Source organism: Komagataeibacter medellinensis NBRC 3288, assembly GCF_000182745.2.
Classification (GTDB): domain Bacteria; phylum Pseudomonadota; class Alphaproteobacteria; order Acetobacterales; family Acetobacteraceae; genus Komagataeibacter; species Komagataeibacter medellinensis.
In genome coordinates this window covers 1288342-1309069 of sequence record NC_016027.1, presented here as the reverse complement: position 1 = coordinate 1309069, position 20728 = coordinate 1288342, and the positions used below count along the sequence as shown (strand labels likewise).

At 63.2% G+C, this 20728-nt stretch carries 19 protein-coding genes; 12 read left to right on the top strand and 7 right to left on the bottom strand.

The window, feature by feature from the left end; all coding sequences use genetic code 11:
* Positions 1-45: 45 nt before the first annotated feature.
* Both GLX_RS05965 and GLX_RS05960 read right to left on the bottom strand, forming a co-directional pair.
* Positions 46-1185, bottom strand: a complete 1140-nt coding sequence (locus GLX_RS05965; protein WP_014105104.1) for a hypothetical protein — start codon at positions 1183-1185, stop codon at positions 46-48.
* Positions 1186-1379: 194 nt separating this feature from the next.
* Positions 1380-2831 (bottom strand): amino acid permease, encoded by a 1452-nt coding sequence (locus GLX_RS05960; RefSeq protein ID WP_014105103.1) that lies wholly within the window; start codon positions 2829-2831, stop codon positions 1380-1382.
* Positions 2832-3313: 482 nt separating this feature from the next.
* On the opposite strand from GLX_RS05960, the gene GLX_RS05955 reads away from it, so the two are divergent.
* On the top strand, positions 3314-4168 hold the full coding sequence (locus GLX_RS05955; protein ID WP_148268640.1) for a hypothetical protein: 855 nt from the start codon (positions 3314-3316) through the stop codon (positions 4166-4168).
* Between the two features lie 24 nt (positions 4169-4192).
* On the opposite strand, the gene GLX_RS05950 is transcribed toward GLX_RS05955, so the two are convergent.
* Positions 4193-5461 carry a hypothetical protein gene (locus GLX_RS05950; RefSeq protein ID WP_014105101.1) on the bottom strand — a complete coding sequence of 423 codons (1269 nt, stop codon included), beginning with the start codon at positions 5459-5461 and terminating at the stop codon, positions 4193-4195.
* Between the two features lie 263 nt (positions 5462-5724).
* On the opposite strand from GLX_RS05950, the gene GLX_RS17035 reads away from it, so the two are divergent.
* A complete protein-coding gene (locus GLX_RS17035; protein ID WP_014105100.1) occupies positions 5725-6381 on the top strand; it encodes a histidine phosphatase family protein in 657 nt (218 codons plus the stop codon).
* Here GLX_RS17035 and GLX_RS05940 read toward each other — a convergent pair.
* Together GLX_RS05940 and cobT are read right to left on the bottom strand one after the other, a co-directional pair.
* The gene (locus GLX_RS05940) at positions 6278-7030 is read right to left on the bottom strand and encodes an adenosylcobinamide-GDP ribazoletransferase (RefSeq protein ID WP_014105099.1); all 753 of its coding nucleotides are present in this window, start codon (positions 7028-7030) and stop codon (positions 6278-6280) included. The genes GLX_RS17035 and GLX_RS05940 overlap by 104 nt on opposite strands.
* A complete protein-coding gene (gene cobT / locus GLX_RS05935; protein ID WP_014105098.1) occupies positions 7027-8055 on the bottom strand; it encodes a nicotinate-nucleotide--dimethylbenzimidazole phosphoribosyltransferase in 1029 nt (342 codons plus the stop codon). The genes GLX_RS05940 and cobT overlap by 4 nt, the downstream gene beginning before the upstream one ends.
* Before the next feature lie 52 nt (positions 8056-8107).
* Between cobT and cobU the strand changes: the two genes are divergently transcribed.
* Genes cobU through GLX_RS05920 form a run of 3 tightly spaced genes read left to right on the top strand, consistent with a single transcriptional unit; the run spans position 8108 to position 10736 of the window.
* Complete coding sequence (cobU, locus tag GLX_RS05930) at positions 8108-8647, top strand: bifunctional adenosylcobinamide kinase/adenosylcobinamide-phosphate guanylyltransferase (protein WP_231850409.1); 540 nt, start codon at positions 8108-8110, stop codon at positions 8645-8647.
* A complete protein-coding gene (cobO, locus tag GLX_RS05925) occupies positions 8644-9252 on the top strand; it encodes a cob(I)yrinic acid a,c-diamide adenosyltransferase (RefSeq protein ID WP_014105096.1) in 609 nt (202 codons plus the stop codon). The genes cobU and cobO overlap by 4 nt, the downstream gene beginning before the upstream one ends.
* Positions 9252-10736 carry a cobyric acid synthase gene (locus GLX_RS05920; RefSeq protein ID WP_014105095.1) on the top strand — a complete coding sequence of 495 codons (1485 nt, stop codon included), beginning with the start codon at positions 9252-9254 and terminating at the stop codon, positions 10734-10736. The genes cobO and GLX_RS05920 overlap by 1 nt, the downstream gene beginning before the upstream one ends.
* Positions 10737-10832: 96 nt before the next feature.
* Here the strand turns inward: GLX_RS05920 and cbiB are convergent, their stop codons facing one another.
* Positions 10833-11846, bottom strand: coding sequence for an adenosylcobinamide-phosphate synthase CbiB (gene cbiB / locus GLX_RS05915; RefSeq protein ID WP_014105094.1), 1014 nt, complete (start codon positions 11844-11846; stop codon positions 10833-10835).
* Between the two features lie 321 nt (positions 11847-12167).
* On the opposite strand from cbiB, the gene GLX_RS05905 reads away from it, so the two are divergent.
* From GLX_RS05905 to GLX_RS05875, 7 genes are all read left to right on the top strand, one after another.
* Complete coding sequence (locus GLX_RS05905) at positions 12168-12440, top strand: hypothetical protein (protein ID WP_014105093.1); 273 nt, start codon at positions 12168-12170, stop codon at positions 12438-12440.
* A 156-nt stretch (positions 12441-12596) separates the two neighbouring features.
* Positions 12597-13286 carry a gluconate 2-dehydrogenase subunit 3 family protein gene (locus GLX_RS05900; protein WP_050856092.1) on the top strand — a complete coding sequence of 230 codons (690 nt, stop codon included), beginning with the start codon at positions 12597-12599 and terminating at the stop codon, positions 13284-13286.
* Complete coding sequence (locus GLX_RS05895) at positions 13283-15070, top strand: GMC family oxidoreductase (protein ID WP_014105091.1); 1788 nt, start codon at positions 13283-13285, stop codon at positions 15068-15070. Before GLX_RS05900 ends, GLX_RS05895 begins: the two co-directional genes overlap by 4 nt.
* 5 nt (positions 15071-15075) lie before the next feature.
* Positions 15076-16401: a cytochrome c gene (locus GLX_RS05890; protein WP_014105090.1), complete on the top strand. Its 1326-nt coding sequence runs from the start codon at positions 15076-15078 to the stop codon at positions 16399-16401.
* 87 nt (positions 16402-16488) lie between these two features.
* Positions 16489-17697 carry an L-dopachrome tautomerase-related protein gene (locus tag GLX_RS05885; protein WP_041247653.1) on the top strand — a complete coding sequence of 403 codons (1209 nt, stop codon included), beginning with the start codon at positions 16489-16491 and terminating at the stop codon, positions 17695-17697.
* 362 nt (positions 17698-18059) lie between these two features.
* On the top strand, positions 18060-19136 hold the full coding sequence (locus GLX_RS05880) for a quinone-dependent dihydroorotate dehydrogenase (RefSeq protein WP_014105088.1): 1077 nt from the start codon (positions 18060-18062) through the stop codon (positions 19134-19136).
* The gene (locus GLX_RS05875; protein ID WP_014105087.1) at positions 19136-20011 is read left to right on the top strand and encodes a TIGR01459 family HAD-type hydrolase; all 876 of its coding nucleotides are present in this window, start codon (positions 19136-19138) and stop codon (positions 20009-20011) included. The genes GLX_RS05880 and GLX_RS05875 overlap by 1 nt, the downstream gene beginning before the upstream one ends.
* A gap of 16 nt (positions 20012-20027) precedes the next feature.
* Here GLX_RS05875 and GLX_RS05870 read toward each other — a convergent pair whose 3' ends face one another.
* The gene (locus GLX_RS05870) at positions 20028-20612 is read right to left on the bottom strand and encodes a YqgE/AlgH family protein (protein ID WP_041247210.1); all 585 of its coding nucleotides are present in this window, start codon (positions 20610-20612) and stop codon (positions 20028-20030) included.
* Positions 20613-20728: the final 116 nt, after the last annotated feature.

The following is a 20728-nucleotide window of genomic DNA, read 5'->3' as shown; positions in this document are numbered from 1 at the left end:
CCCAGAAACTTTTGTTCTTAAATAGTCTTGCAGTGTGTGCGATTTTTAGAAAATACTGTTGAACGCCACCTGTGGTGAGATGACCTGCCCGGTATTATGCCCGGCAAAGATGGCCGTCACCCCGGCAATCACGCCAAAGCGGGGCGACCAGTTATATTCAATGGCCGGGGCTATCAGCCAGTCACCCGAAGCCTGCCCCAGCAGGTTCTGGTAACGCCCCTGCGCGTCATGCCCGCGCACGACCGCGCCATTGGCCCAGTCGCGTGCCAGGTCCATTGCGATGACCCATTTCTGGTTCACACCATATTCCAGCGAAAAGCCGCTCTCCCCATACATGCCCGGATGCGCCAGCCCACGGAAGCCAGCGGTGGTGCCATAGCTGGAGGTATCGGCAATGTGCGCCTGTGTCAGCGCACGGCGGAACGTACCCCACATGCGCAGTCGCAGTTCATGGTGGCCGGGCAGGGTATAGGTGGACTGTTCCGTAAACGCGAGGCGGAAGGTATAGGTGCCCGTACCCACGCCATCTTCATCGCGCCCCAGACGGGTATAGTCGCCTGAGGGAAAGGCCACCCCCACAAATACGCTTAGCGCCGGAATGAACCGCTTCGGGTCCGCATCAAGGTAGCGCCACATGACATCCACTGGCAGGTCACCCATTTTCAGGCCACTGGTCGTACCACCATGGCCCCTGCGCCAGCCGTAACTTATGTCCGGTGTCATCTGCAGGCTGATGGAGTTGGTGATGGAATATTTGTAAAGCGTGAAGTTCGAGACCGCGTGCGCCCGGTCATGGACCGGCATGCCGCCACCTGTACTGTCCAGATAGCCCACTGGCTGGCTGTAGGCGACATACGGTTCCCATGCAAAGACGCCTGCCTTTGTCAGTGCGCCGGAAGGCGAGACGAGCGAACCGGTATACCACTGGGTATAGGCCTCCCGCTGACCCTGGGAACCGGCAGCAACGCCATTGCCCGTGTTTTCCGCCCATGCCGGGCGGGTGGGGCCCAACAGCGTAAAAACCGATAGCGCAACGAATAATATTGATTCCGAAATCGTAATGTATGATGGTGCATGATAGGGGTGATCAGGCCGTGCCTGCAATGTGGTTGCATTGCACAGGCGTCGGCTGCCCGCGCACTGCACTGCGCTGACCGGTATTGTGGGAGACATGGTTACGGCCATTTCCTGCTTTGAACATCCCTTCACGCATGGCAGTGCGTACCGGGTCTTGTTGATGGCGGGGGAACGTAAGGGCGGGGTGTCGTGGGGCCATGCACTGTGGCAGCAGGCACGGTATCAGGACATTTCTTGCAGTACTCCTTGCTTTGACAAAACTGGCTGGACCGGCGGGGGAATGGCAGTTCCTCCGCCGGGTTTCATGCCGTGGGTGGAGATGTGTCGTCCGTCCGGGCGGCGTGCGCGTTATGGGTGGGGGCAAGGTATTTCCAGCCCGCCACCAGCAGCAGCCCCACCACCGGAATGCTGGCCAGCGTGCAGGTGCCGTTGGGGTAATCGCATGCCATCAGCACCAACACGCCGCCCAGGAAGGCCAGTGTCAACCATGAGGTGAAGGGGGCGCCCGGCATTTCAAAACCGGTCGGTGCGATCCGCCCGCTGCGGACCGCCTGGCGCAGCCGGATCTGGCTGAGCAGGATGAAGGCCCATGTGCTGATGATGCCAAGGGCGGCCATGTTCAGCATGATCTCGAACACCTGCGATGGCACGATATAGTTCAGCACCACCCCCACCAGATAGACCGCAACCGTAAGCAGGATGCCGTTGGCGGGTACGGAATGCGTGTTCATGCGCGCGAGCATGCCGGGTGCCGCCCCTCCCAGTGCCATGGCGCGCAGCACGCGCCCGGTGGAATACAGCCCGGAATTGAGGCTGGACAGCGCGGCGGTCAGCACCACGATGTTCATGATCGTATCGACACCGGGTATGCCCAGCGCCTCGAAAAAGGTTACGAACGGACTGGTGCCCGCGTGGTAGGCCGTCCAGGGCAGCAGGTTGACCAGCAGCACGACCGAGAACACATAGAACAGCCCGATGCGCCAGATGACACTGTTGATGCTGCGCGGCAGGACCGTGCGCACATCAGCGCATTCCCCCGCCGCCGTGCCGATCAGTTCAATGCCGGAATAGGCGAATACCACGCCCTGCACCAGCAGCAGGCTGGCCACCAGCCCGTGCGGGAACAGGCCACCATTGTCGGCAATCAGGTGCAGACCTGTCTGGTGGCCGCCCACCGGCATCCGCACACCCAGAATGACGCTTCCAATGACCAGGAACAGGCACAGCGCCACGATCTTGATTAGAGAGAACCAGAACTCGATCTCCCCGAACCACTTCACGCCCACCATGTTCAGAGTTGCAACAATGCCCAGCGCCATCAGGGCAAAGACCCATTGTGGCACGGCGGCGAATGTACCCCAGAAATGCATGTAGAGCGCAACCGCCGTAATATCGACAATGCCGGTCATGGCCCAGTTCAGGAACGACAGCCAGCCTGCGACAAAGGCCGCCTTTTCCCCCAAAAACTCGCGTGTGTAGGAGACAAAGCTGCCGCAGGTCGGACGGTACATCACCAGTTCGCCCAGCGCACGCATGATCAGGAACGAGAACAGACCGCAGACCAGATAGACCAGCGCCAGCGAAGGGCCTGCCGCCTGCAGCCGCGACCCGGCACCCAGGAATAGCCCGGTCCCGATCGCGCCGCCTACGGCGATCATCTGGATCTGGCGCGCGCCAAGGCCCTTCTGATAGCCGTCATCTTCCTCCGGCACGATGGGCGTGCTGTCTTCCTGCGCGGGGTCTGGTCTGCTCATGCTGTGATCTCCGCCATGATCGGCACGGGAGGAAAGGCAAAACTGTGTCGGGCAACGGGTGGCGGGTCCGGTCTGTCTGTCATGATGAGGCTGATGACGCTCGCGTGCTGTCGTAATATGGATATACCCCGTGTTTCAGACGACGGTCCGGTTCGGGGCGGCAGGCTTGTGCAAAAAATATGCAGTTTCCGTCTGTGTATCTGCAAGGGTGGCTGTGCCGTCTGGCTGCCAGCCGGTGGTATGGGATGTTATGGAAAGAAATATCATGTGGCATCAAATGGTTGTTCTACAGCGAACATTGTCAGACGCGCTAATGACTGACAAGTATGGATGCCTTAATAAATACGTTATGACTAATAAACAGTCATTATTTTCAAAACATCAGCAATTTATGCCTAATTATTGGTCTATTGAGGAGCCCCCAGGACATGCCTGAAATGGAATCTGCACAACGGGGATGGTGGCCTGCATGTCGGGGGGGCATGGGTGTACTCGGGGCCGTGCTGGCATGCCTGCTCTCCACTGCTCTCGCCCATGCCGATAATGAACATTTTGAAGGCAGCGAACTGGCGCATGATGCCCCGCAGTATTTCGTGCTGCGCCCCGAAGGCCGTGCCGTGCCGGGTGAGACGGGAGAACTGCGCCTGTCGGAAAGCGGGATCGAGTTGACCAATGGCGAACAGTTGGAAGTGACGCTGGTGCCGGCACGTGGCAGCCATCTGGTCTATCAGGTGGAGTATGGCCAGAACCCGCGCCTGCCATCGGGGGCAACCCTGTGCCCCCTGCCGCTCAACCCGCTTTACCTGGATTTTGAAAGCCTGCCTGAAAGCCCAGACATTTATGACATGAGCCTGTATTGCGGCTCACGTCCGGTGTCCTTCAGCGCGATTGCCCCCAACCGGCGTGCGGGTGTGTATCACTATCGCCGCATGGCGGATGCGGTGTGGGCCCACAGCACGACCGAGGGCGGCTACCTGCACGGTGCCGTCGTGCAGTATTGCGCCACCCGTCATGAAGCCGCAGGCAGCAATGCCTGCACCAGTCGGGAGGAAGCCGCCTATGCCGCCATCATGGCGCGCAAGGTGCCCGCCCCTGTGCTCAGGCGGTGCGCGGCTTATGTGACGGGACTGGCCGGGCATGTGGGGTATGTCAGCTTTGCCGGTCTGCTCAATTGCGCGCGTGTGCGCGACAGCCGCGCCCTGTTCGATTACTGCACAACGCGCATAACCGGACAGAAGCGGGAGGATGATACCCGTTTCCTTGATGGCAACCCCACGCAGGCCCAGGGGGTTGCGGTATGCTTCAACGCGCTGGCGGCACGGCAGGCGCGTGAATAGGCCCCGGCGGGCGCGCCTGTCCTGTCAGGCTACATCGGGCACTTCTATGCCCGATACGAACTTGAATATGTCTTCATGGTGCAGCAGGAACACGCGGTGCTTCTTGCCCAGCAGCAGGGCCTCCTGCGTGTAGGGCGCGTTGGACACGATGGCACCGATATCGGCCTTGCTGTCCGTCTTTTCCTTTATGCCCTGCAAGATCACGTCCTCATGCACCGGTTTGCGGTCCATCCAGCAATGGACCAGCATCTTCAGGTCGTTCCTGTGCCCCTGTATGACCGAACCGAGACCAGTGGCCACGGGGGGGTGGGTTTCCCACCCGGCCTTGCCGATCCACTGGGAGCAGAAGGCAGCATACTCCTCCTGGTTCATGTCCTGATGATAGAATCCGGGCGCGGTGGTATTCGCCTGGGCGCCGGGCTGGGGACTGGCCGCGACGGTAGTGACGTGCGCCTGCACCGTCCTGCGTATGTCGGGCCATGACGCGTTGCGGCCCGAACGGGTCAGGGCAGGGATGAGGGTGGCATGCGAAAAGCGTTCGACATGCGTCTCCCATGCGGTCTGCGCCTGGCTGCCATCGGCTTGGGCCTGCTGGTACCACCGTGCCAGCATGGGGCGGTGGCGCTTGGTCAGTTCCATGCACTGGTGTATGGCGCGGCGGCGGTGTGTCATGCGCCAGATCGTGCGCAGTACCAAGATTGCAATCCACCCTGCACCGCCAGCGAGCATCAGCGTCAGGATCAGTGATCCCAGCTTCTGGAAGCCACGGGTCATGAAGAACAGGTCTGTGGGCAGCGGTGTGTCCGCATGCTGTACGATGACCGGGGGAACGACGTGCGTTTTCGGGGTTTCGTCCGGTAGGGTGGATTCGGGTAGGGCTGCCTGCGGGGCTGCGACGGGCAGGGTCGGTAGTGCATGCCGCTCGGCCATCATGGAGGAGGGGCCGGCCAGTGTGGGAGCAAGGGGGGCGATGTCCCCTGTCATGAAATATAGCGGTGGCAGTCCCGGCACGGGCGGTACCCGGCGCATGAGCGGCAGCCCGTTGCGGTTGGCGATCTTCTCCCAGCGGAGATCGGGTGTGACCAGATGGCAGTCCCCCTGCCGGAACAGGGTCTTGCGCCATGCGGGTGACTGCTGGGCGGTAATGGCGCGGTCGGACAGGCTGCGCAGGATCGCGTCATCCCCGCAGGCCAGCGTGGGATGGGTCACGCCAAAAAGGCCTGTGGCACTGGCGCTTGCAGGCAGGCACAGAAGCAGGCAGGCGCTGGCCCATATCCGCATGATGCTGGTCATCCTTCCGGTCTGGAGCACAGGCTGGTGCAGATCCAGGGTCTCGGCAAGTCACGATGTACAGAAATACTGATGTTGATATGCAGAATAAGGGACTTTTTGTAAACAGGCTTTATTTGGTCCGGTACGTTCAGGTTTTGTCCTGTGGTGTTCACAAGGTCGAAAAGTGGCATGTTTTTATCGGGTAGCTGCCCCCTTGTCCGTCTTATGGCGATGTGTGTGAACATCGCGGATGCTGGGTACAACATGTTGGAGAGCAGGGGCGCATGACTGACCGTTTTGCAATTGTGCTGGCGCGCCACCCCGCGGTTACCGGGGTGGAAGGCCTGTGTTACGGCCAGCAGGACGTTGCTCTGGCTGAAGGGTGGGAGCGTATGGCTGATGGCCTGCGCACGGTCATGCAGGGGGTAGGATGCCGGATTCTGTTTTCATCCCCTGCCCGCCGGTGCCGGATGGTGGCCGAACGGGTGGCGGAGTTCATGAATGTGGACCTGCGGATTGATTCACGTCTGCGTGAAATCAGTTTCGGGGAATGGGAAGGCCGCCCCTGGCACTACATTTCCCGCGCGGCTCTTGATGAATGGGCGGCTGATGTGAGCGGATTTACCCCCCCCGGCGGGGAAAGCGGGAGCGCCCTGCGCACCCGCGTCCGCCAGTTCTGGGCGGATATGCAGCGCACGGGCCAGTCTTGCGGCGTGATAACCCACGGGGGGCCGCTGCGCCTGATGCAGGGTATGGTTCAGGGGGCGCCGGGCAGCCTGCTGGCCCCATCCCCCCCATTGGGGTCAGTGCGGGTGGTGGAGCAGGGGAATCCCCTGTTCACGACAGGGCTGTCAGAATCGCACATTCCGTCACGGCTGCCGTTGCACCAAGAACGTCACCCGTCTGGCCGCCAAGCTGCCATCGTGCAAGGCGGCACATGATCCCGGTGGCGGCTACCGCCACCGCCACGGCTGTCACCGCCCGCGTGCCGGGTAGCAGCACGGCAGCAAGGCCACCGGCCATGCACAGACACGCCACCAGTGCCGTGGCGGGCAGGTGGTGCAGCGTGCTGGCCAGCCCGTCGCTGCGTGCGGGGGGCAGCCGCCACAACACGCCCACCATGGCCGCTCGCGCCAGTGCACCCGCTGCGGGCAGCGCCACGAGTGCCGTAGCCCCCGGCATGGCGGCCAGTGCCCCCACGCGCACCAGTATGGCCACCACCAGCGCCATCACCCCGTAACTGCCCACCCGGCTGTCGCGCATGATCTTGAGCTTGTGCGCCCGCCCATGGCCGCCGCCACAGCCATCGGCCATATCTGCCAGCCCATCCTCATGCAACCCGCCGCATAGCAGGAGTTGCAGGCTGATGGCCCACCCCGCACCGGGCAATGCCGCAATGCCGCAATGCCGTAGGCTGGCATAGGTCAGCGCGCCTGCCGCCCCCAGCACGGCCCCTACCAGCGGCCAGCACCATATACTGCGCGGCATGGACCAGGGTAGGTCGGTTCCACCCAGCCAGCCCGTGGGTAGGCGGCTAAGCAGGCCGATGCCGCAGGCCAGGTCGGCACGTAGGCGGGCCAGCGTGCTCATTTCCGTCCACTGACCTCGGCTTGCGCGAAAGTGGCCATGCCGCACAGGCAGGCGGTGGCCGCGCGTACCAGCGGTATGGCAAGCCCCGCGCCCGAGCCTTCACCCAGCCGCAGCCCCAGCTCCAGCAGCGGTGACAGGCCAAGGGCCGTAGCAAGGCGGCCATGCCCGCTTTCGGCCGAACAGTGGGCCAGCCGGGTATGGTCAAGCCCGCCAGCGTGCAGCACCTCCAGCGCAGCCACGGCGGCGGTGCAGATGAAACCGTCCAGCAGTACGGGAATATTGTAATGACGCGCGGCAATGGCCGCCCCCAGCATGGCGGCGAGTTCATGCCCGCCAAGATGGCGCATCACCGCCAGCGGGTCATGCAGGTGGGCCGCATGGTGGGCCAGTGCGCGATCAATCACCTGTGCCTTGTGGCGCACGCCCGCATCATCCAGCCCGGTGCCGCGACCGGCCCATGCGCCGCCGCCCCCGCCAAACAGCCCTGCGCATACGGCAGCGGCCGTGGTGGTGTTGCCAATGCCCATTTCCCCCAGGCATAGCAGGTCCGTGCCGGGGCGGACCGCCGCCATGCCGCAGGCTACGGCGCGCAGGAAGGCAGGCTCATCCATGGCGGGGGCGTGTGTAAAATCTGCTGTCGGACGCAGTTCCTCAACCGCAACCACTCGCAACTGCGCCCCCGATACGCGTGCGATCTGGTTGATGGCCGCTCCCCCATTGCGGAAGTTTTCGACCATCTGGCGCGTGACATCGGTGGGCCACGGTGTAACACCCTGTGCAGTCACGCCATGGTTGCCAGCAAAGACGATGATCTCTACCCGTTCGGCTCGTGGCCACGCGGTGCGTTGCCACTGCCCCGCCCAGCGGGCCAGTTCTTCCAGCCGCCCAAGGCTGCCCGGTGGCTTGGTCAGGCTGGCATCATGGTGGGCAATGGCGTGGCCTGCCGCCATATCGGCAGGGGGAGGGGTGATGCACAGCGCGCGGAGCGCAGCCATGTTCTGCGGGGAGGAAAGACGGGGTGGCATGCACAGCGTTGTGTGGTCTTATGGGCCATGATGCAAGATGGTGGAGAAGAAAATGAAGGCGCACCCCCCACAGGCCAGCCATGGCGGCATGCAGGGCTGCATTCTTGTGCTGGGTGGCGCCCGCTCAGGTAAAAGCCGTTTTGCGGAAGGACTGTTTCCTGCCTGGCCTGCGCCATGGACCTATCTGGCCACCTGTCAGCCCCATGATGGGGAAATGACAGCCCGCATCGCCACCCACCGCGCACGGCGGGGGCAGGGTTGGCACACGGTGGAGGAACCGCTTGACCTGCCGCGCGCGCTGGATGCAGCCGCCACCAGCCCCGTGCTGGTGGACTGCCTGACCCTGTGGCTGACTAACCTCATGCTGGCGGAACGTGATATTGGGCAGGTAACGCGGAACCTGCTGAGCGCCCTTGGCCGCCGGGCGGGGCCGACGGTACTGGTCTCGAACGAGGTGGGGCAGGGGATCGTGCCCGACAATGCGCTGGCCCGGCGCTTTCGTGATGAGGCTGGAGTGCTGCATCAGGCTATTGCGCGTGAGGCTGCGCGTGTTGTTTTTGTGGTGGCAGGTCTGCCAATGGAGATGAAATGACCCTTACCCCCGAAGAAATCCGCCACCGTGAAAAGATGGCCAAGCGCAAGCAGGTCCAGGACAGGGAAGTCAGCAGCAAATCCATGGAGAAGGGACTGCTGGCGGTGCATACGGGGGCAGGCAAGGGCAAATCCACCGCCGCCTTCGGCATGGCGCTGCGCACGCTGGCGCATGGTGGGCGCATCGTGGTGATCCAGTTCATCAAGGGCGCGTGGAACACGGGGGAGCGCAAGGCGCTCGAACGCTTTGGCGACCAGGTGGAATGGCATGCGCTGGGCGAGGGTTTTACCTGGAACACGCAGGACCGCGCGCGTGACATTGCCAACTGTCGCGCTGCATGGGATCAGGCGCGCGCGGCGCTGAAACGTGCTGATGTGAGCATGGTGATCCTTGATGAACTCAACATCGCGCTGCGTTACGACTACCTGCCCATAGATGAAGTGCTGGCCGATATCGCCGCCCGTCCCTTCATGCAGCATGTAGTAGTGACCGGCCGCAACGCCCGGCCCGCCATGATCGAGGCCGCTGACCTGGTCACTGAAATGACGCAGGTGGCCCACCACTTCAAGAAAGGCGTCAAGGCGCAGGCCGGGATCGAGTTCTGATGCCCGCGCGCGCGCTCATGATTCAGGGCACCGGCTCGTCCGTGGGCAAGTCGGTGCTGGTGGCGGGTCTGGCACGCGCGTTGGTCCGGCGCGGGCTGCAGGTGCGCCCCTTCAAGCCACAGAACATGTCCAACAATGCAGCCGTTACGGCAGATGGTGGTGAGATCGGGCGCGCGCAGGCGCTGCAGGCGCGTGCCTGCGGGGTATTGCCCTGCGTGGATATGAACCCCGTACTGCTCAAGCCGCAGGGCATGACCGGCTCGCAGCTTGTGGTGCGTGGCAAGGTGCGTGGGCAGGTGCGCGCGCGTGATTTCCAGTCCTTCAAGCGCGGGCTGATGCCCGAGGTTCTGGAGAGTTTCCACACACTTGCAGCACAGGCGGACATCGTGCTGGTGGAGGGGGCGGGTTCCGCGTCCGAGATCAACCTGCGCGCCGATGACATCGCCAATATGGGCTTCGCGCAGGCGGCGGGCATCAATGTGGTGCTGGTGGGCGATATTGATCGCGGTGGGGTCATTGCCAGCCTTGTGGGCACACAGGCCGTGGTGGCGGCGGAAGATGCACGGCGTATAAAGGGTTTTGTCGTCAACCGTATGCGGGGCGACCCGTCGCTGTTTGCAGCGGGGATGGAGGCGATTGCGGCCCGCACGGGCTGGCAGCCCATCGGGCTTGTGCCGTTTCTTGATCGCGTGCGCGACCTGCCTGCGGAAGATGCCGCCGACCTTGCGCCTGGAGGCGCGGTGGCAGGCGGCGACCTGCGCATTGCTGTGCCCTGCCTGCCCATGATCGCCAATTTCGATGACCTTGACCCCCTTGCGGCGGAGAATGGCGTCTCGCTGCACATGGTGCCACGCGGGCAGGTGCTGCCGCCGTGTGATCTGGTCATCCTGCCCGGCGCCAAGGCCACGATTGCCGATCTGTCGGTACTACGGGCGGAAGGGTGGGATATCGATATCCATGCCCATGTGCGCCGGGGCGGCCATGTACTGGGCATATGCGGCGGCTACCAGATGCTGGGGCGTAGCATTGCCGACCCCGGCGGAATAGAGGGGCCGCCCGCCACCGTGGCCGGACTGGGCCTGCTGGATGTGGCCACCGTGCTGGAAGGCGGCAAGCGGCTGGAGGCGGTAAAGGGCCACCTGCTTCCTGAACAGGCCCGCGTGCGGGGGTATGAAATGCATATGGGCCGCACAACAGGCCCCGACCATGCCAGCCGTCCCCTGCTTGACCTGTGTGGGCGGCCTGATGGCGCGGTTAGCCCGTCGGGGCGGATATGGGGCACTTATGTGCATGGCCTGCTGGCCGATGGTGCGGCACGCGCGGCGCTGCTGGCACGGCTGGGTGGTATCTCGCACGGGTATGACCATGACATGCGGATTGACGCAGCACTTGATGCGTTGGCCGATCATCTGGAAGCGCATCTTGACCTTGATGCCCTGCTGGCTCTGGCCCGGCCTGTAGACTGTGCAAGCATAGTGTATTGATCAAAACGGAATAGAAGTTTTTTGGGTGTCGCCTTTTTGTAAAAAGCTTTACCAAAAACTTTTGTATGATTACCTGCTTTTTGCCGGGCTGTCCTGTCAGGCAGTTCTCTGGCGCCTGCGCCATGCCAGCAGGCCAAGGGCTGACAGCCCGGCCAGTGTCTGGATCAGGCAGGCCCGGCGGTAGAGTTTCAGGGCACGGTACAGGTCATCGGGACGCAGCGCGGGCGTGCCGTCGCCCACCCATGGCTCGGCAACAGGCACGCCGTCATAGGTGCGTGGGCCAGATAGGCGGATGCCCAACGCGCCGGCCATCGCGGCCTCTGGCCAGCCCGCATTGGGGGAACGGTGGGCGCGGGCGTCGCGCCATACGGTGTGCAGTGCGGCCCCCGCGCGCATGCCCGGCAGTGTCAGCGCCGCAAGGATGATCCACAGGGCCGACACGCGCGAAGCTGGCAGGTTGACCAGGTCGTCCAGCCTGGCGGCAGCATAGCCAAAGGCTTCATGCCGGGGCGTGCGGTGGCCGATCATGCTGTCTGCCGTGTTGACGGATTTATAGAACACCGCGCCCGGCAGGCCGCCCACTGCCATCCACAGCAGGGGGGCTACGATCCCGTCGGAAAAATTTTCGGCCAGTGTTTCGGTTGCGGCTCGCAGCACACCGGCTTCATCCAGTTGTTCAGGGTCACGTCCTACAATGTGGGAGACCGCAATGCGGGCGGCAGACAGACTTTCATCCGCTGCCTGTGCCACGGCCAGCACATGGTCATGCAGCGAGCGCTGCGCCACGAGCGAACTGGCCAGCACGGCGGTAACCGGCAGCGCCATCCAGCGTGGCAGGAGGTGCCGGATCAGCCGGGCGATGATCATGGCGCTGGCCGTAGGCAGGGCCGCGATCACGCCTGCCGCCACGAAGCCTGCCAGTCTGCGCTGGCATGGTGTGCGGCGTGGCGTATTGAGCCACCGGTCCAGCGTGCCGATCAGTCCTCCGATCCATATGACCGGATGGCCGATCCGGCGCACGAGTGCCTGCGGATAGCCCATGGCCGCATCGGTCATGGAGGCCAGGCAGGTAGTGCCGAGGTTTTGCAGCAGGAAAAGGGACGCACGCATGGGGTGTGGATATGGCCCCCTCTGCCTTCCGGTCAAGGCGACTGATGGTGGGCGCGGCCATTCTGCCGGGCTGGAACTGCATGGAAATGGCTCGTGAAGTCATTGCACATGACATCGCACCTAAAGGGCGTGTCGGTGGGGCGACACGCCGGTTTCTGTGCGTCCTGGCCTTGACAGGCAACGGAGGGCCTGCCCGAATGGAGCCCGGTGACAGCCTTTTTGCCATCTGTCGGGCCTGTGGGTATTGATGGCCGGGATATACCCGACGGTGCAGTCCGGGCAGACCGCATTATTTCATTTCATATTGTTATTTGAGGTCACATGGCTATGGATGAAAGCGTAAGACCTGCATCCCGCAAGGTCCGTCCCACCAGGACCGCAACTCCTGCGGCCGGGCAGGGGCGCAAGACCAGCCATGGCAAGGCCCAGTCGTCCGCTACGGATGCAAGGGCCGCTCAGCGCGGGTCGGCGCCCCGGCGCTCGGCGGTGGAGGCATGGCGGGCGACGCGCGCTGCGCGCAAGCAGGCGCGCGTGGAGCGTCTGGCAGCCCAGAAGGCGGAACAGGAAAGAGATGGCAAGGGCAATGCGCCATAGCCCTGAAGGGCTGTTGCGACGGATAGTGTCCCGCCATTTTTTGCCGATCATATTTTCTTGCATTAAGAAAAATGACGAGAAAATGGTCTAGGCATCCCTGTGTGCCTCACGAATGGCGTGAGGGACGGGTCATCGTGTAGCGGGAAGGCATACTTTTTGGGTATTGGCGGTTTACGGTTCACGTCGTCGCGGCGGCAATTCATACTCGGGCTGGCCGGGGCTGTGGCCTGTGGCACGGCCCTGACCCCTGCGGGCCGGGCAGCAGCAGCACCCTACAGGCCACAGTTCTTCAATGCCGCCGAATGGGCGTTTCTTGTCGCTGCCTGTGACCGGTTGATCCCTGCCGATGCCAGTGGCCCCGGTGCCGTGGCGCTGGATGTGCCGCGTTTCATCGACCGCCAGATGGATACGCCTTATGCCAGAGGTGAACAGTGGTACATGAGCGGCCCCTTTGTGCAGGGAGCCGCCAATCTGGGCTACCAGTTACCTTATGCCCCGCGTGACCTGTACCGCCACGGCATTGCGGGCATGAATGCGCATGCCGCCACCCGGCACGGCCAGCCCTTTGCAAGCCTTGCCCCTACCGTGCAGGACGGCCTGCTGCAGGCGGCTGAAAAGGGCAGTCTGGTGTTTGGTGATATTCCATCAGTCGTGTTTTTTGAGCAGTTGCTGGCCAATGTCATGGAAGGGGCGTTCAGTGACCCCATTCACGGCGGCAATACCGGGATGGGTGGCTGGGCCATGCTGGGCTTCCCCGGCGCACGGGCCGATTTCATGGACTGGGTGGACCAGTACGGTGCGCATTACCCGCTGGGCAGTGTCTCCATATCGGGAGAGAGAGCATGAGCGCGGACGCACGCAGGTTGGACCCGGTTGATGTGGTGATTGTGGGGGGCGGCTGGGCCGGCAGTATCATGGCCAAGGAAATGACCGAGGCCGGGCGCTCGGTCGTGGTGCTGGAACGCGGACCGGATCGCGGTACGGCGTCCGATGGCGCCTATCCTGCCTCGATTGACGAGCTTGAGGGTAATTTCCGCTACAGGTTGTTTCAGGACCTGTCCAAACACACCGTCACCATCCGCAACAACAGCCAGCAGGTCGCGCTGCCCTATCGCCGCATGGCCGCCTTCCTGCCCGGTGAGGGGGTAGGCGGTGCGGGGCTGCACTGGTCGGGCGTGCATTTCCGCATACCGCCCGATGATCTGCGCCTGCGCACGCGTGTGATCGAGAAATATGGTGCGAAGTTCATACCCGAGGGGATGAACCTGCAGGACTACGGCGTGACGTATGAGGAACTGGAACCCTTCTTCGACAAGGCGGAAAAGGTGTTCGGTACCGCAGGTGAGCCTTATAAGGTCAATGGACAGGTGGTGGGGAAGGGGAATGTGTTCTCTCCCTCGCGCTCGGACCATTTTCCGCTGCCGGCGCTGAAGGATGTCTATACCGCCCATCTGTTCCGCAAGGCGGCGGAGGAAGCGGGCTTCCACCCCTATTCCCTGCCTGCGGCCAACGCATCGCGCCAGTATGTCAATCCGTATGGCGCACAGATGGGGCCGTGCAATTTCTGCGGGTACTGCAGCGGGTATGCCTGCTACATGTATTCCAAGGCCTCGCCCAATGTGAACATCCTGCCCGTGCTGCGCCGCCACCCGCTGTTTGAACTGCGTGCCAGTTGCAATGTGCTGAAGGTGGAACTGGATTCCGATGGCAGGCGCGCCACAGGCGTCACCTATGTCGATGCCGAAGGCAATACTGTTACCCAGCCGGCCGAACTGGTCATTCTCAGTGCCTTCCAGTTCCATAACGTGCGGCTCATGCTGCTCTCGGGCATTGGCAAGCCTTATGACCCGGCCAGGAACGAAGGCGTGGTGGGGCGTAATTTCGTCTATCAGAACGTAACCACCAGCACCGTCTGGCTCGACCCCAAGACCGAGACCAACCAGTATATTGGTGCAGGTGGCGGCGGTGTGGCGTTTGATGACTTCAACAGCGAGAACTTCGACCACGGGCCGCTGGGTTTCGTGGGGGGATCGCCCGTCTGGGTCAACCAGGCGGGTGTGAAGGCGATTGCGGCCGCCCATTCCGGCGGCCCGCCTGGCACGCCGCGTTGGGGCAGTGCGTGGAAGGCGGGCATGATTGATACCTACCGCCATTCCCTGCGCATCGATGCGCACGGCACCAACATGGCCTATCGTGACGTGTACCTGGATCTTGACCCGACATGGAAGGACGCCCACGGCCAGCCGCTTTTGCGTATGACGTTTGACTGGAAAGACAACGACATCCGCATGAACCGCTACGTGGTCGATAAAATCGGTGATGTAGCGAAGGCCATGGGGGCGCGTCAGGTGCACCTGACCAGACGGGAGTTCGGCAAACCGTTCGATACACGCCAGTACCAGACCACCCATCTGGGCGGTGGTGCCGTGATGGGAACGGACCCCGGCACCAGCGCGCTCAACCGCTACCTGCAGTCATGGGATGTGCATAATGTGTTTGTAATCGGGGCCAATGCCTTCCCGCAGGGCACGGGCTACAACCCGACGGGCATGGTCGCGGCCCTTGCTTACTGGGCGGCGCACCATATCCGCACCACCTATCTTGCCCATCCCGGGCCGCTGGCGGGGTAAGGGGGATGAAACGCAGCATTGCGCGCTGCCTGTTGGCGGCGGCGGGACTTGTGGCCTCTCTCATGCCCGGCGGGCGTGCATGCGCGCAGGATGACGTGGTGGCGCGGGGCGAATACGTGGCCATCACATCCGATTGCGCGGCCTGCCACACCGTGCCCGGTGGCGCGCCCTTTGCGGGCGGTCTTGCATTCCACCTGCCCACGGGCACGCTGTATGCCCCCAACATTACGCCTGATCCCAAGGTGGGCATCGGGCAGTATTCCGAAGCTGAGTTCGCGCGCGCCCTGCAAAAGGGCATCCGCCGCGACGGGGCCAGCCTGTATCCGGCCATGCCCTATCCATCCTATGCGCGCATGACGGATGAGGACATGCATGCGCTGTATGCCTACTTCATGCATGGCGTAAAACCCGTGGCCACCCCGGTGGTGCAGAATGGCATGACGTGGCCGCTATCCATGCGCTGGCCACTGACCGTGTGGCGCTGGCTGTTCGCGCCTGACCCGCAGCACATTCGCCGTGCCATGGCCGTACGCCAGTTCTCCGATCCGCTGGTGGCCCGTGGCAGCTACCTGGTGGAGGGGCCGGGCCATTGCGGTGCCTGCCATACGCCGCGTGCCATCACCATGCAGGAAAAGGCTCTGACGGCGCAGGATGGCTCATTGTATCTTTCTGGTGGCGATGCGGTGGATGGCTGGCGGCCCGTCAGCCTGCGTGGCGAGGACCGCACGGGGCTGGGCCGGTGGAACGAGCAGGACATCACGCGCTTCCTTGCCACGGGCCGCATGCCACTGGGGGCGGCGTTTGGCGGCATGACTGATGCCATTGGCCATGGCACCCAGCATATGAGCGATGAGGACAGGCTGGCCATCGCCCGCTACCTCAAGACCCTGTCGCCCGCCGCGCATACCGTGGCGGGGGGCTGGACCTATGACCCGGCAGCGGGCCAGGCGCTGCATGCGGGTGATGTATCGGCCCGTGGCGCGCGGCTGTATGTGGATAGTTGTGCCGCCTGCCACCGCACCGACGGGCACGGCTATCCCACCACCTTCCCACCGCTGGCGGGCAACCCGGTGGTGATGGACCCCGCCCCTGACTCCCTCATCCACATCGTGCTGGAGGGCAATACGCTACGCGCCACCCGGCAGGCGCCATCCGCCTTTGTCATGCCCGGCTTTGCCGCGCGCATGGATGATGCGGCTGTAGCCGATACGGTTACCTTCATCCGGGCGGCATGGGGCAACAGTGCGCCCGCCGTAACGGCTGGCGATGTGGCAAAAGTCCGCCGTACCCTCTCGTCCGCGCATCCGTCCGCTTCCCTGCCCCTGAACTGATTGTGAAGGACCGCGTGCGGCGCCTTGGTTACCCTGTGCGCATAGGCTTGCATGAATGGGCCGCAGGCAGCGCGCATAGGGGGAATGATGATAATGTCCATACATAGACGGGGCCGACTGGCTGTCATCGTGTCACTGCTGGTGGCGCTGGGTGGCGTGGCGCAGGCGGCCCCACCCGCGCTGGCGGTCATCAATCGGGACCATGGCATCGCCTCATCCGGTCCGTTCGAGGTGGTGGCCCGCTTCGAGGGGCCGGGACCGTCGGGCATTGCCGTTACCCATGGGCGGGTCTTCGTGGGCTTTCCCCGCCATGCGGTCAACCACAGGGGGGCGACGCTTGCGGAACTGAAGGATGGCAGGCTTTATCCCTATCCCGATGCGGCGCACAGCATGCCCTCAGACCGCGCGCCAGCAGACAGGCTTATGTCCATCCACGGCATGACCACCGATACGCAAGGTCGCTTGTGGGCCATTGATGACGGCAAACTGGCAGGCCATCCACTGACACCGGGCGCTGCCAAGATCATTGGCATTGATCCGGCCACCAACCGCATCTTCGCCAGTATTGTCCTGCACGCGCCTGCCCTGCTGCCCGACAGCCATATGAATGACCTGCGCGTGGACCTGACTCACGGGGCGCAGGGCACGGTCTATATCACGGATTCCTCGTTTGGCATGTCGCCTGCCCTTGTGGTGGTAGATATCGCGACCGGCCGCCAGCGCCGGGTTCTGGCCGGGCACCCTTCCATACAGGCCGAGCGGGGCTTCATGGCGGTGGTGGAAGGGCGGCCGCTGGTATTCGACCCGCCACGGCACCCGCCCGGCTTTGTATGGGGCGGGGTGGATGGCATCACCCTCTCGCCCGATGGCGGCACGTTGTATTATAGTCAGTTGACCAGCAGGCGGCTGTACAGCATTCCCACCAGCCTGCTGTCCGATTTTTCCAAGGATGACACGCAGCTTGCCGCCGGTATCCGTGACCTGGGGGAAAAGGGGGTTGCCGACGGGCTGGCCAATGATGCGAAGGGGCGTATTTACACCACGAATTTCGAGCATGATGCCATCTTCCGCCGCAATACCGATGGCTCGTTCGATACCATGGTGCATGATCCGCGCATCCTCTCGCCCGATGGCATATTTGTCGATGGCGACATGGTTTACTGCACGCTCGGGCAGTGGAACCGTCTGGGCAGTTTCAATGGCGGACATGACCTACGGGTTCCGCCCTATTATCTGATCCGCTTCCCTACCGATCCGGCCCCTGCTGTGGATGCCGTGAAACCTGCACCGGGCTAGTGGGGGCAGTCCGGTCGGGCGGAATGGTCCATGATGCATTTAACAGTGAAATAAAGATGGATGGAGAATATTATGTTCTGGATAAAGAGGATTCTCCAGATTCAAAATCCGTATTGTTTTCGATCAACAAAAAAACAAACAATATATTGCAAGGGAGTTTCCGGGATGGGGAATATGTCGGCATGTGGAAATTCATATTAGATGTAGACAATACGTAACCATGTGTCCGCTCCCGGTTGGCGGCAAACCGGGCGTTCCGTTCCTGCCGGGTTCTGCCGACAGCACGCTTGCGCCGATGGGCCTTTGCCCGCTGGGGCGGTTGCCTCTTTCCCCCGGCGCGGAATTGCGGCAACACTTTCCCCATGAATATTATGTCGCGCCTGATTCTGCCGCTGATGCGCCGCCTGGACCCCGAGGTCGCCCATCGTATCGCCCTTGATGCCCTGCACCTTGGCCTGGGTGGGGTCGTGCGCCCCGGCAATGATGATCCGGCCCTGTCGGTAAGGGCCATGGGGTTGCGCTTTCCCAACCCCATCGGCATGGCGGCGGGCTTTGACAAGAACGCCCAGGTTGTCCGCCCGCTGGCACGCTCGGGTTTCGGGTTTGTGGAGGCCGGGACCGTTACCCCCCGCCCGCAGCCGGGCAATCCGCAGCCTCGCCTGTTCCGCCTGACCGAAGACCGCGCCATCATCAACCGCATGGGCTTCAACAACCACGGCATCGACCGGTTTGCCGTGCGTATGGCCCGCCTGCATCGTGTGCTGTCACCGCGCCGGGCCGCTATGGGTAGCCGGGTGCCGGTAGGCGCCAACCTTGGCATCAACAAGACCGGTGCCGACCCTGAGCGCGATTACCCGATGCTGGTTGGGCGCGTAAAGCATTATGCCGACTATATTGTCATCAACCTTTCATCGCCTAACACGCCGGGGTTGCGTGACCTGCTGGAGGCTTCGCGCCTGAAGGGCATTCTGGATGCGATCAATGCTGCCCATCCCGAGCGACCGCCGCTTCTGGTCAAGCTCTCGCCCGATATCGCGCATGATGACGTGCCTGCGGTGGTGGAAGCTGCGATTGCAGGCGGCGTACAGGGGCTGATCGTGTCCAATACCACCATATCGCGCCCCGCCGGGCTGCTCAGTCCCGATGCGGGTGAGGCAGGCGGCCTGTCCGGTCGCCCGCTGCGTGCGCTGGCGCAGGACATGCTGGCCCGTGTGGCAAAGGTCGCCAATGGCCGTGTGGCGCTGGTGGCATGTGGTGGGATCGAGACCGGCGCCGATATCGTGGACCGCGTGCGCGCGGGTGCCGATCTGGTGCAGGTCTATACTGCCTATGTGTATGAAGGCCCAGCCATCCTTGCGCGCCTCAAGGCCGAGACCCGCCGCGCCCTGAGCGCCCAGGGTTTCGAGACACTGGCTGATGCCAAAGGCACCGCGCTGTGATGAAATGGCATGACGGCCTGGCCGGGCTGGGCAGCGATTACGACGGCTATATCCTGGACCTGTGGGGGGTCGTGCATAATGGCGTTGCCCCCTATCCGGGCGTGCTGGACTGTCTTGGACACCTGCGCGCGGCGGGCAAGCGGGTCGTGCTGCTATCTAATGCGCCCCGGCGCACCGCAACGGTGGAGACGGGCCTGCGCCGCATGGCTGTCGGTGCTGACCTGTATGATGGCATCATGACCAGTGGCGAGTGCACACACCGCATGCTGGCTGCGCGCACCGACCCGTGGTTTGCAGCCCTTGGCCGCCGCATGGTCCATCTTGGCCCGGACAAGGATGTGGATGTCTATGCCGGGCTGGACCTTGATGTGGTGGAGGATCCGGCACAGGCTGACTTCGTGCTCAATACTGGACCCGATGCCGAACTGGGCGAGAACGAGATCGCCCCCTACCTGCCCATGCTGGAACAGTGTGCGGCACGCCACCTGCCCATGATCTGCGCCAATCCAGACCAGCAGGTCATCCGTGGCACCCAGCGGCTGATCTGTGCCGGGGCCATGGCAAGCTGGTATGAAGCGCACGGGTGCAAGGTGCGCTGGATCGGCAAGCCCTACCCGGAAGTGTACGGACTGGCGCTGTCACTGCTCGATGTGCCGCCCGCGCGGGTCCTGGCGCTGGGTGATGCGCTGGCAACCGACATGCGCGGGGCGAAAACCGCAGGCATTGATGGCTGCTGGGTGCTTGGTGGCATCCATCAGGAAATGCTGGGTGGCAGTTGGGCGGAAGGGCGCAATCCCGATCATGACCTGGCCGTGGCCGAAGTTACGGCTGCGGGGCTGTCTCCCGTGGCTTGCGTGCCCTCCCTGCGCTGGTAGCCAGCACGGGAACGGCTCAGGCGTGGCCGGCCGCCATGCTGTACCATGTGGGGTCGATGTGTACGCTGGCTAGCGCCTGCCGCCATTTGGCGTTGTGGTCGGGGCCGAACACGATGGCTTCGGTGGCGGGAGCGGCCACCCATGCATCGTGGTGCAGCATTTCCTCTTCCAGCTGGCCTGCGTTCCAACTGGCGTGACCCATGGCCAGCAGGGCATTGGCGGGACCATTGCCATCGGCAATGTCGCGTAGCACATCCAGGCTGGCGGTCAGCGTAGTGGTGCGGTCTACCGGTAGGCTGCCGTCACCGCTCCAGTCCGATGTATGTAGTACGAAACCACGCCCGTTATCCATCGGCCCACCCGCGCACAGGTTGATGCGGCGGCGCGGCGGCACGGGAGCGATGCCAAGCTGTTCAAGCACATCGTCCAGAACGGGTTGTGACAGACGGCGGTTGACAACAAGACCCATCGCCCCATCCTCGGGCGTGTGGGCGCACAGGTAAATGACACTGCGCGCGAAGGCAGGGTCGGTCAGGGCGGGTGTGGCCACCAGCAGGTGACCCGTCAGGCTACGGCCTGGAGTTGTCGTGAATGAAGCCATGCACCACCATAGAACCGGATTTGGCCTGATTTGCAACCATTTCAGGCATAGGGGCGCTTGATGTCCATCCCCCCATGACGGGAGCATGCCGATATGCAAGGCTATTCCGTATCCTA

Bases quoted from the DNA above. Each gene is read 5' to 3' on its own strand.
- GLX_RS05905 (WP_014105093.1), top strand. From the start codon at position 12,168: ATGGCTATGGATGAAAGCGTAAGACCTGCATCCCGCAAGGTCCGTCCC.
- cbiB (WP_014105094.1), bottom strand. From the start codon at position 11,846: ATGCGTGCGTCCCTTTTCCTGCTGCAAAACCTCGGCACTACCTGCCTG.
- GLX_RS05890 (WP_014105090.1), top strand. From the start codon at position 15,076: ATGAAACGCAGCATTGCGCGCTGCCTGTTGGCGGCGGCGGGACTTGTG.
- GLX_RS17035 (WP_014105100.1), top strand. From the start codon at position 5,725: ATGACTGACCGTTTTGCAATTGTGCTGGCGCGCCACCCCGCGGTTACC.
- GLX_RS05885 (WP_041247653.1), top strand. From the start codon at position 16,489: ATGATAATGTCCATACATAGACGGGGCCGACTGGCTGTCATCGTGTCA.
- GLX_RS05940 (WP_014105099.1), bottom strand. From the start codon at position 7,030: ATGAGCACGCTGGCCCGCCTACGTGCCGACCTGGCCTGCGGCATCGGC.
- cobU (WP_231850409.1), top strand. From the start codon at position 8,108: ATGAAGGCGCACCCCCCACAGGCCAGCCATGGCGGCATGCAGGGCTGC.
- cobO (WP_014105096.1), top strand. From the start codon at position 8,644: ATGACCCTTACCCCCGAAGAAATCCGCCACCGTGAAAAGATGGCCAAG.
- GLX_RS05950 (WP_014105101.1), bottom strand. From the start codon at position 5,461: ATGACCAGCATCATGCGGATATGGGCCAGCGCCTGCCTGCTTCTGTGC.
- GLX_RS05920 (WP_014105095.1), top strand. From the start codon at position 9,252: ATGCCCGCGCGCGCGCTCATGATTCAGGGCACCGGCTCGTCCGTGGGC.
- GLX_RS05960 (WP_014105103.1), bottom strand. From the start codon at position 2,831: ATGAGCAGACCAGACCCCGCGCAGGAAGACAGCACGCCCATCGTGCCG.
- GLX_RS05955 (WP_148268640.1), top strand. From the start codon at position 3,314: ATGGGTGTACTCGGGGCCGTGCTGGCATGCCTGCTCTCCACTGCTCTC.
- GLX_RS05875 (WP_014105087.1), top strand. From the start codon at position 19,136: ATGAAATGGCATGACGGCCTGGCCGGGCTGGGCAGCGATTACGACGGC.
- GLX_RS05880 (WP_014105088.1), top strand. From the start codon at position 18,060: ATGAATATTATGTCGCGCCTGATTCTGCCGCTGATGCGCCGCCTGGAC.
- cobT (WP_014105098.1), bottom strand. From the start codon at position 8,055: ATGCCACCCCGTCTTTCCTCCCCGCAGAACATGGCTGCGCTCCGCGCG.
- GLX_RS05895 (WP_014105091.1), top strand. From the start codon at position 13,283: ATGAGCGCGGACGCACGCAGGTTGGACCCGGTTGATGTGGTGATTGTG.
- GLX_RS05965 (WP_014105104.1), bottom strand. From the start codon at position 1,185: ATGGCCGTAACCATGTCTCCCACAATACCGGTCAGCGCAGTGCAGTGC.
- GLX_RS05870 (WP_041247210.1), bottom strand. From the start codon at position 20,612: ATGGCTTCATTCACGACAACTCCAGGCCGTAGCCTGACGGGTCACCTG.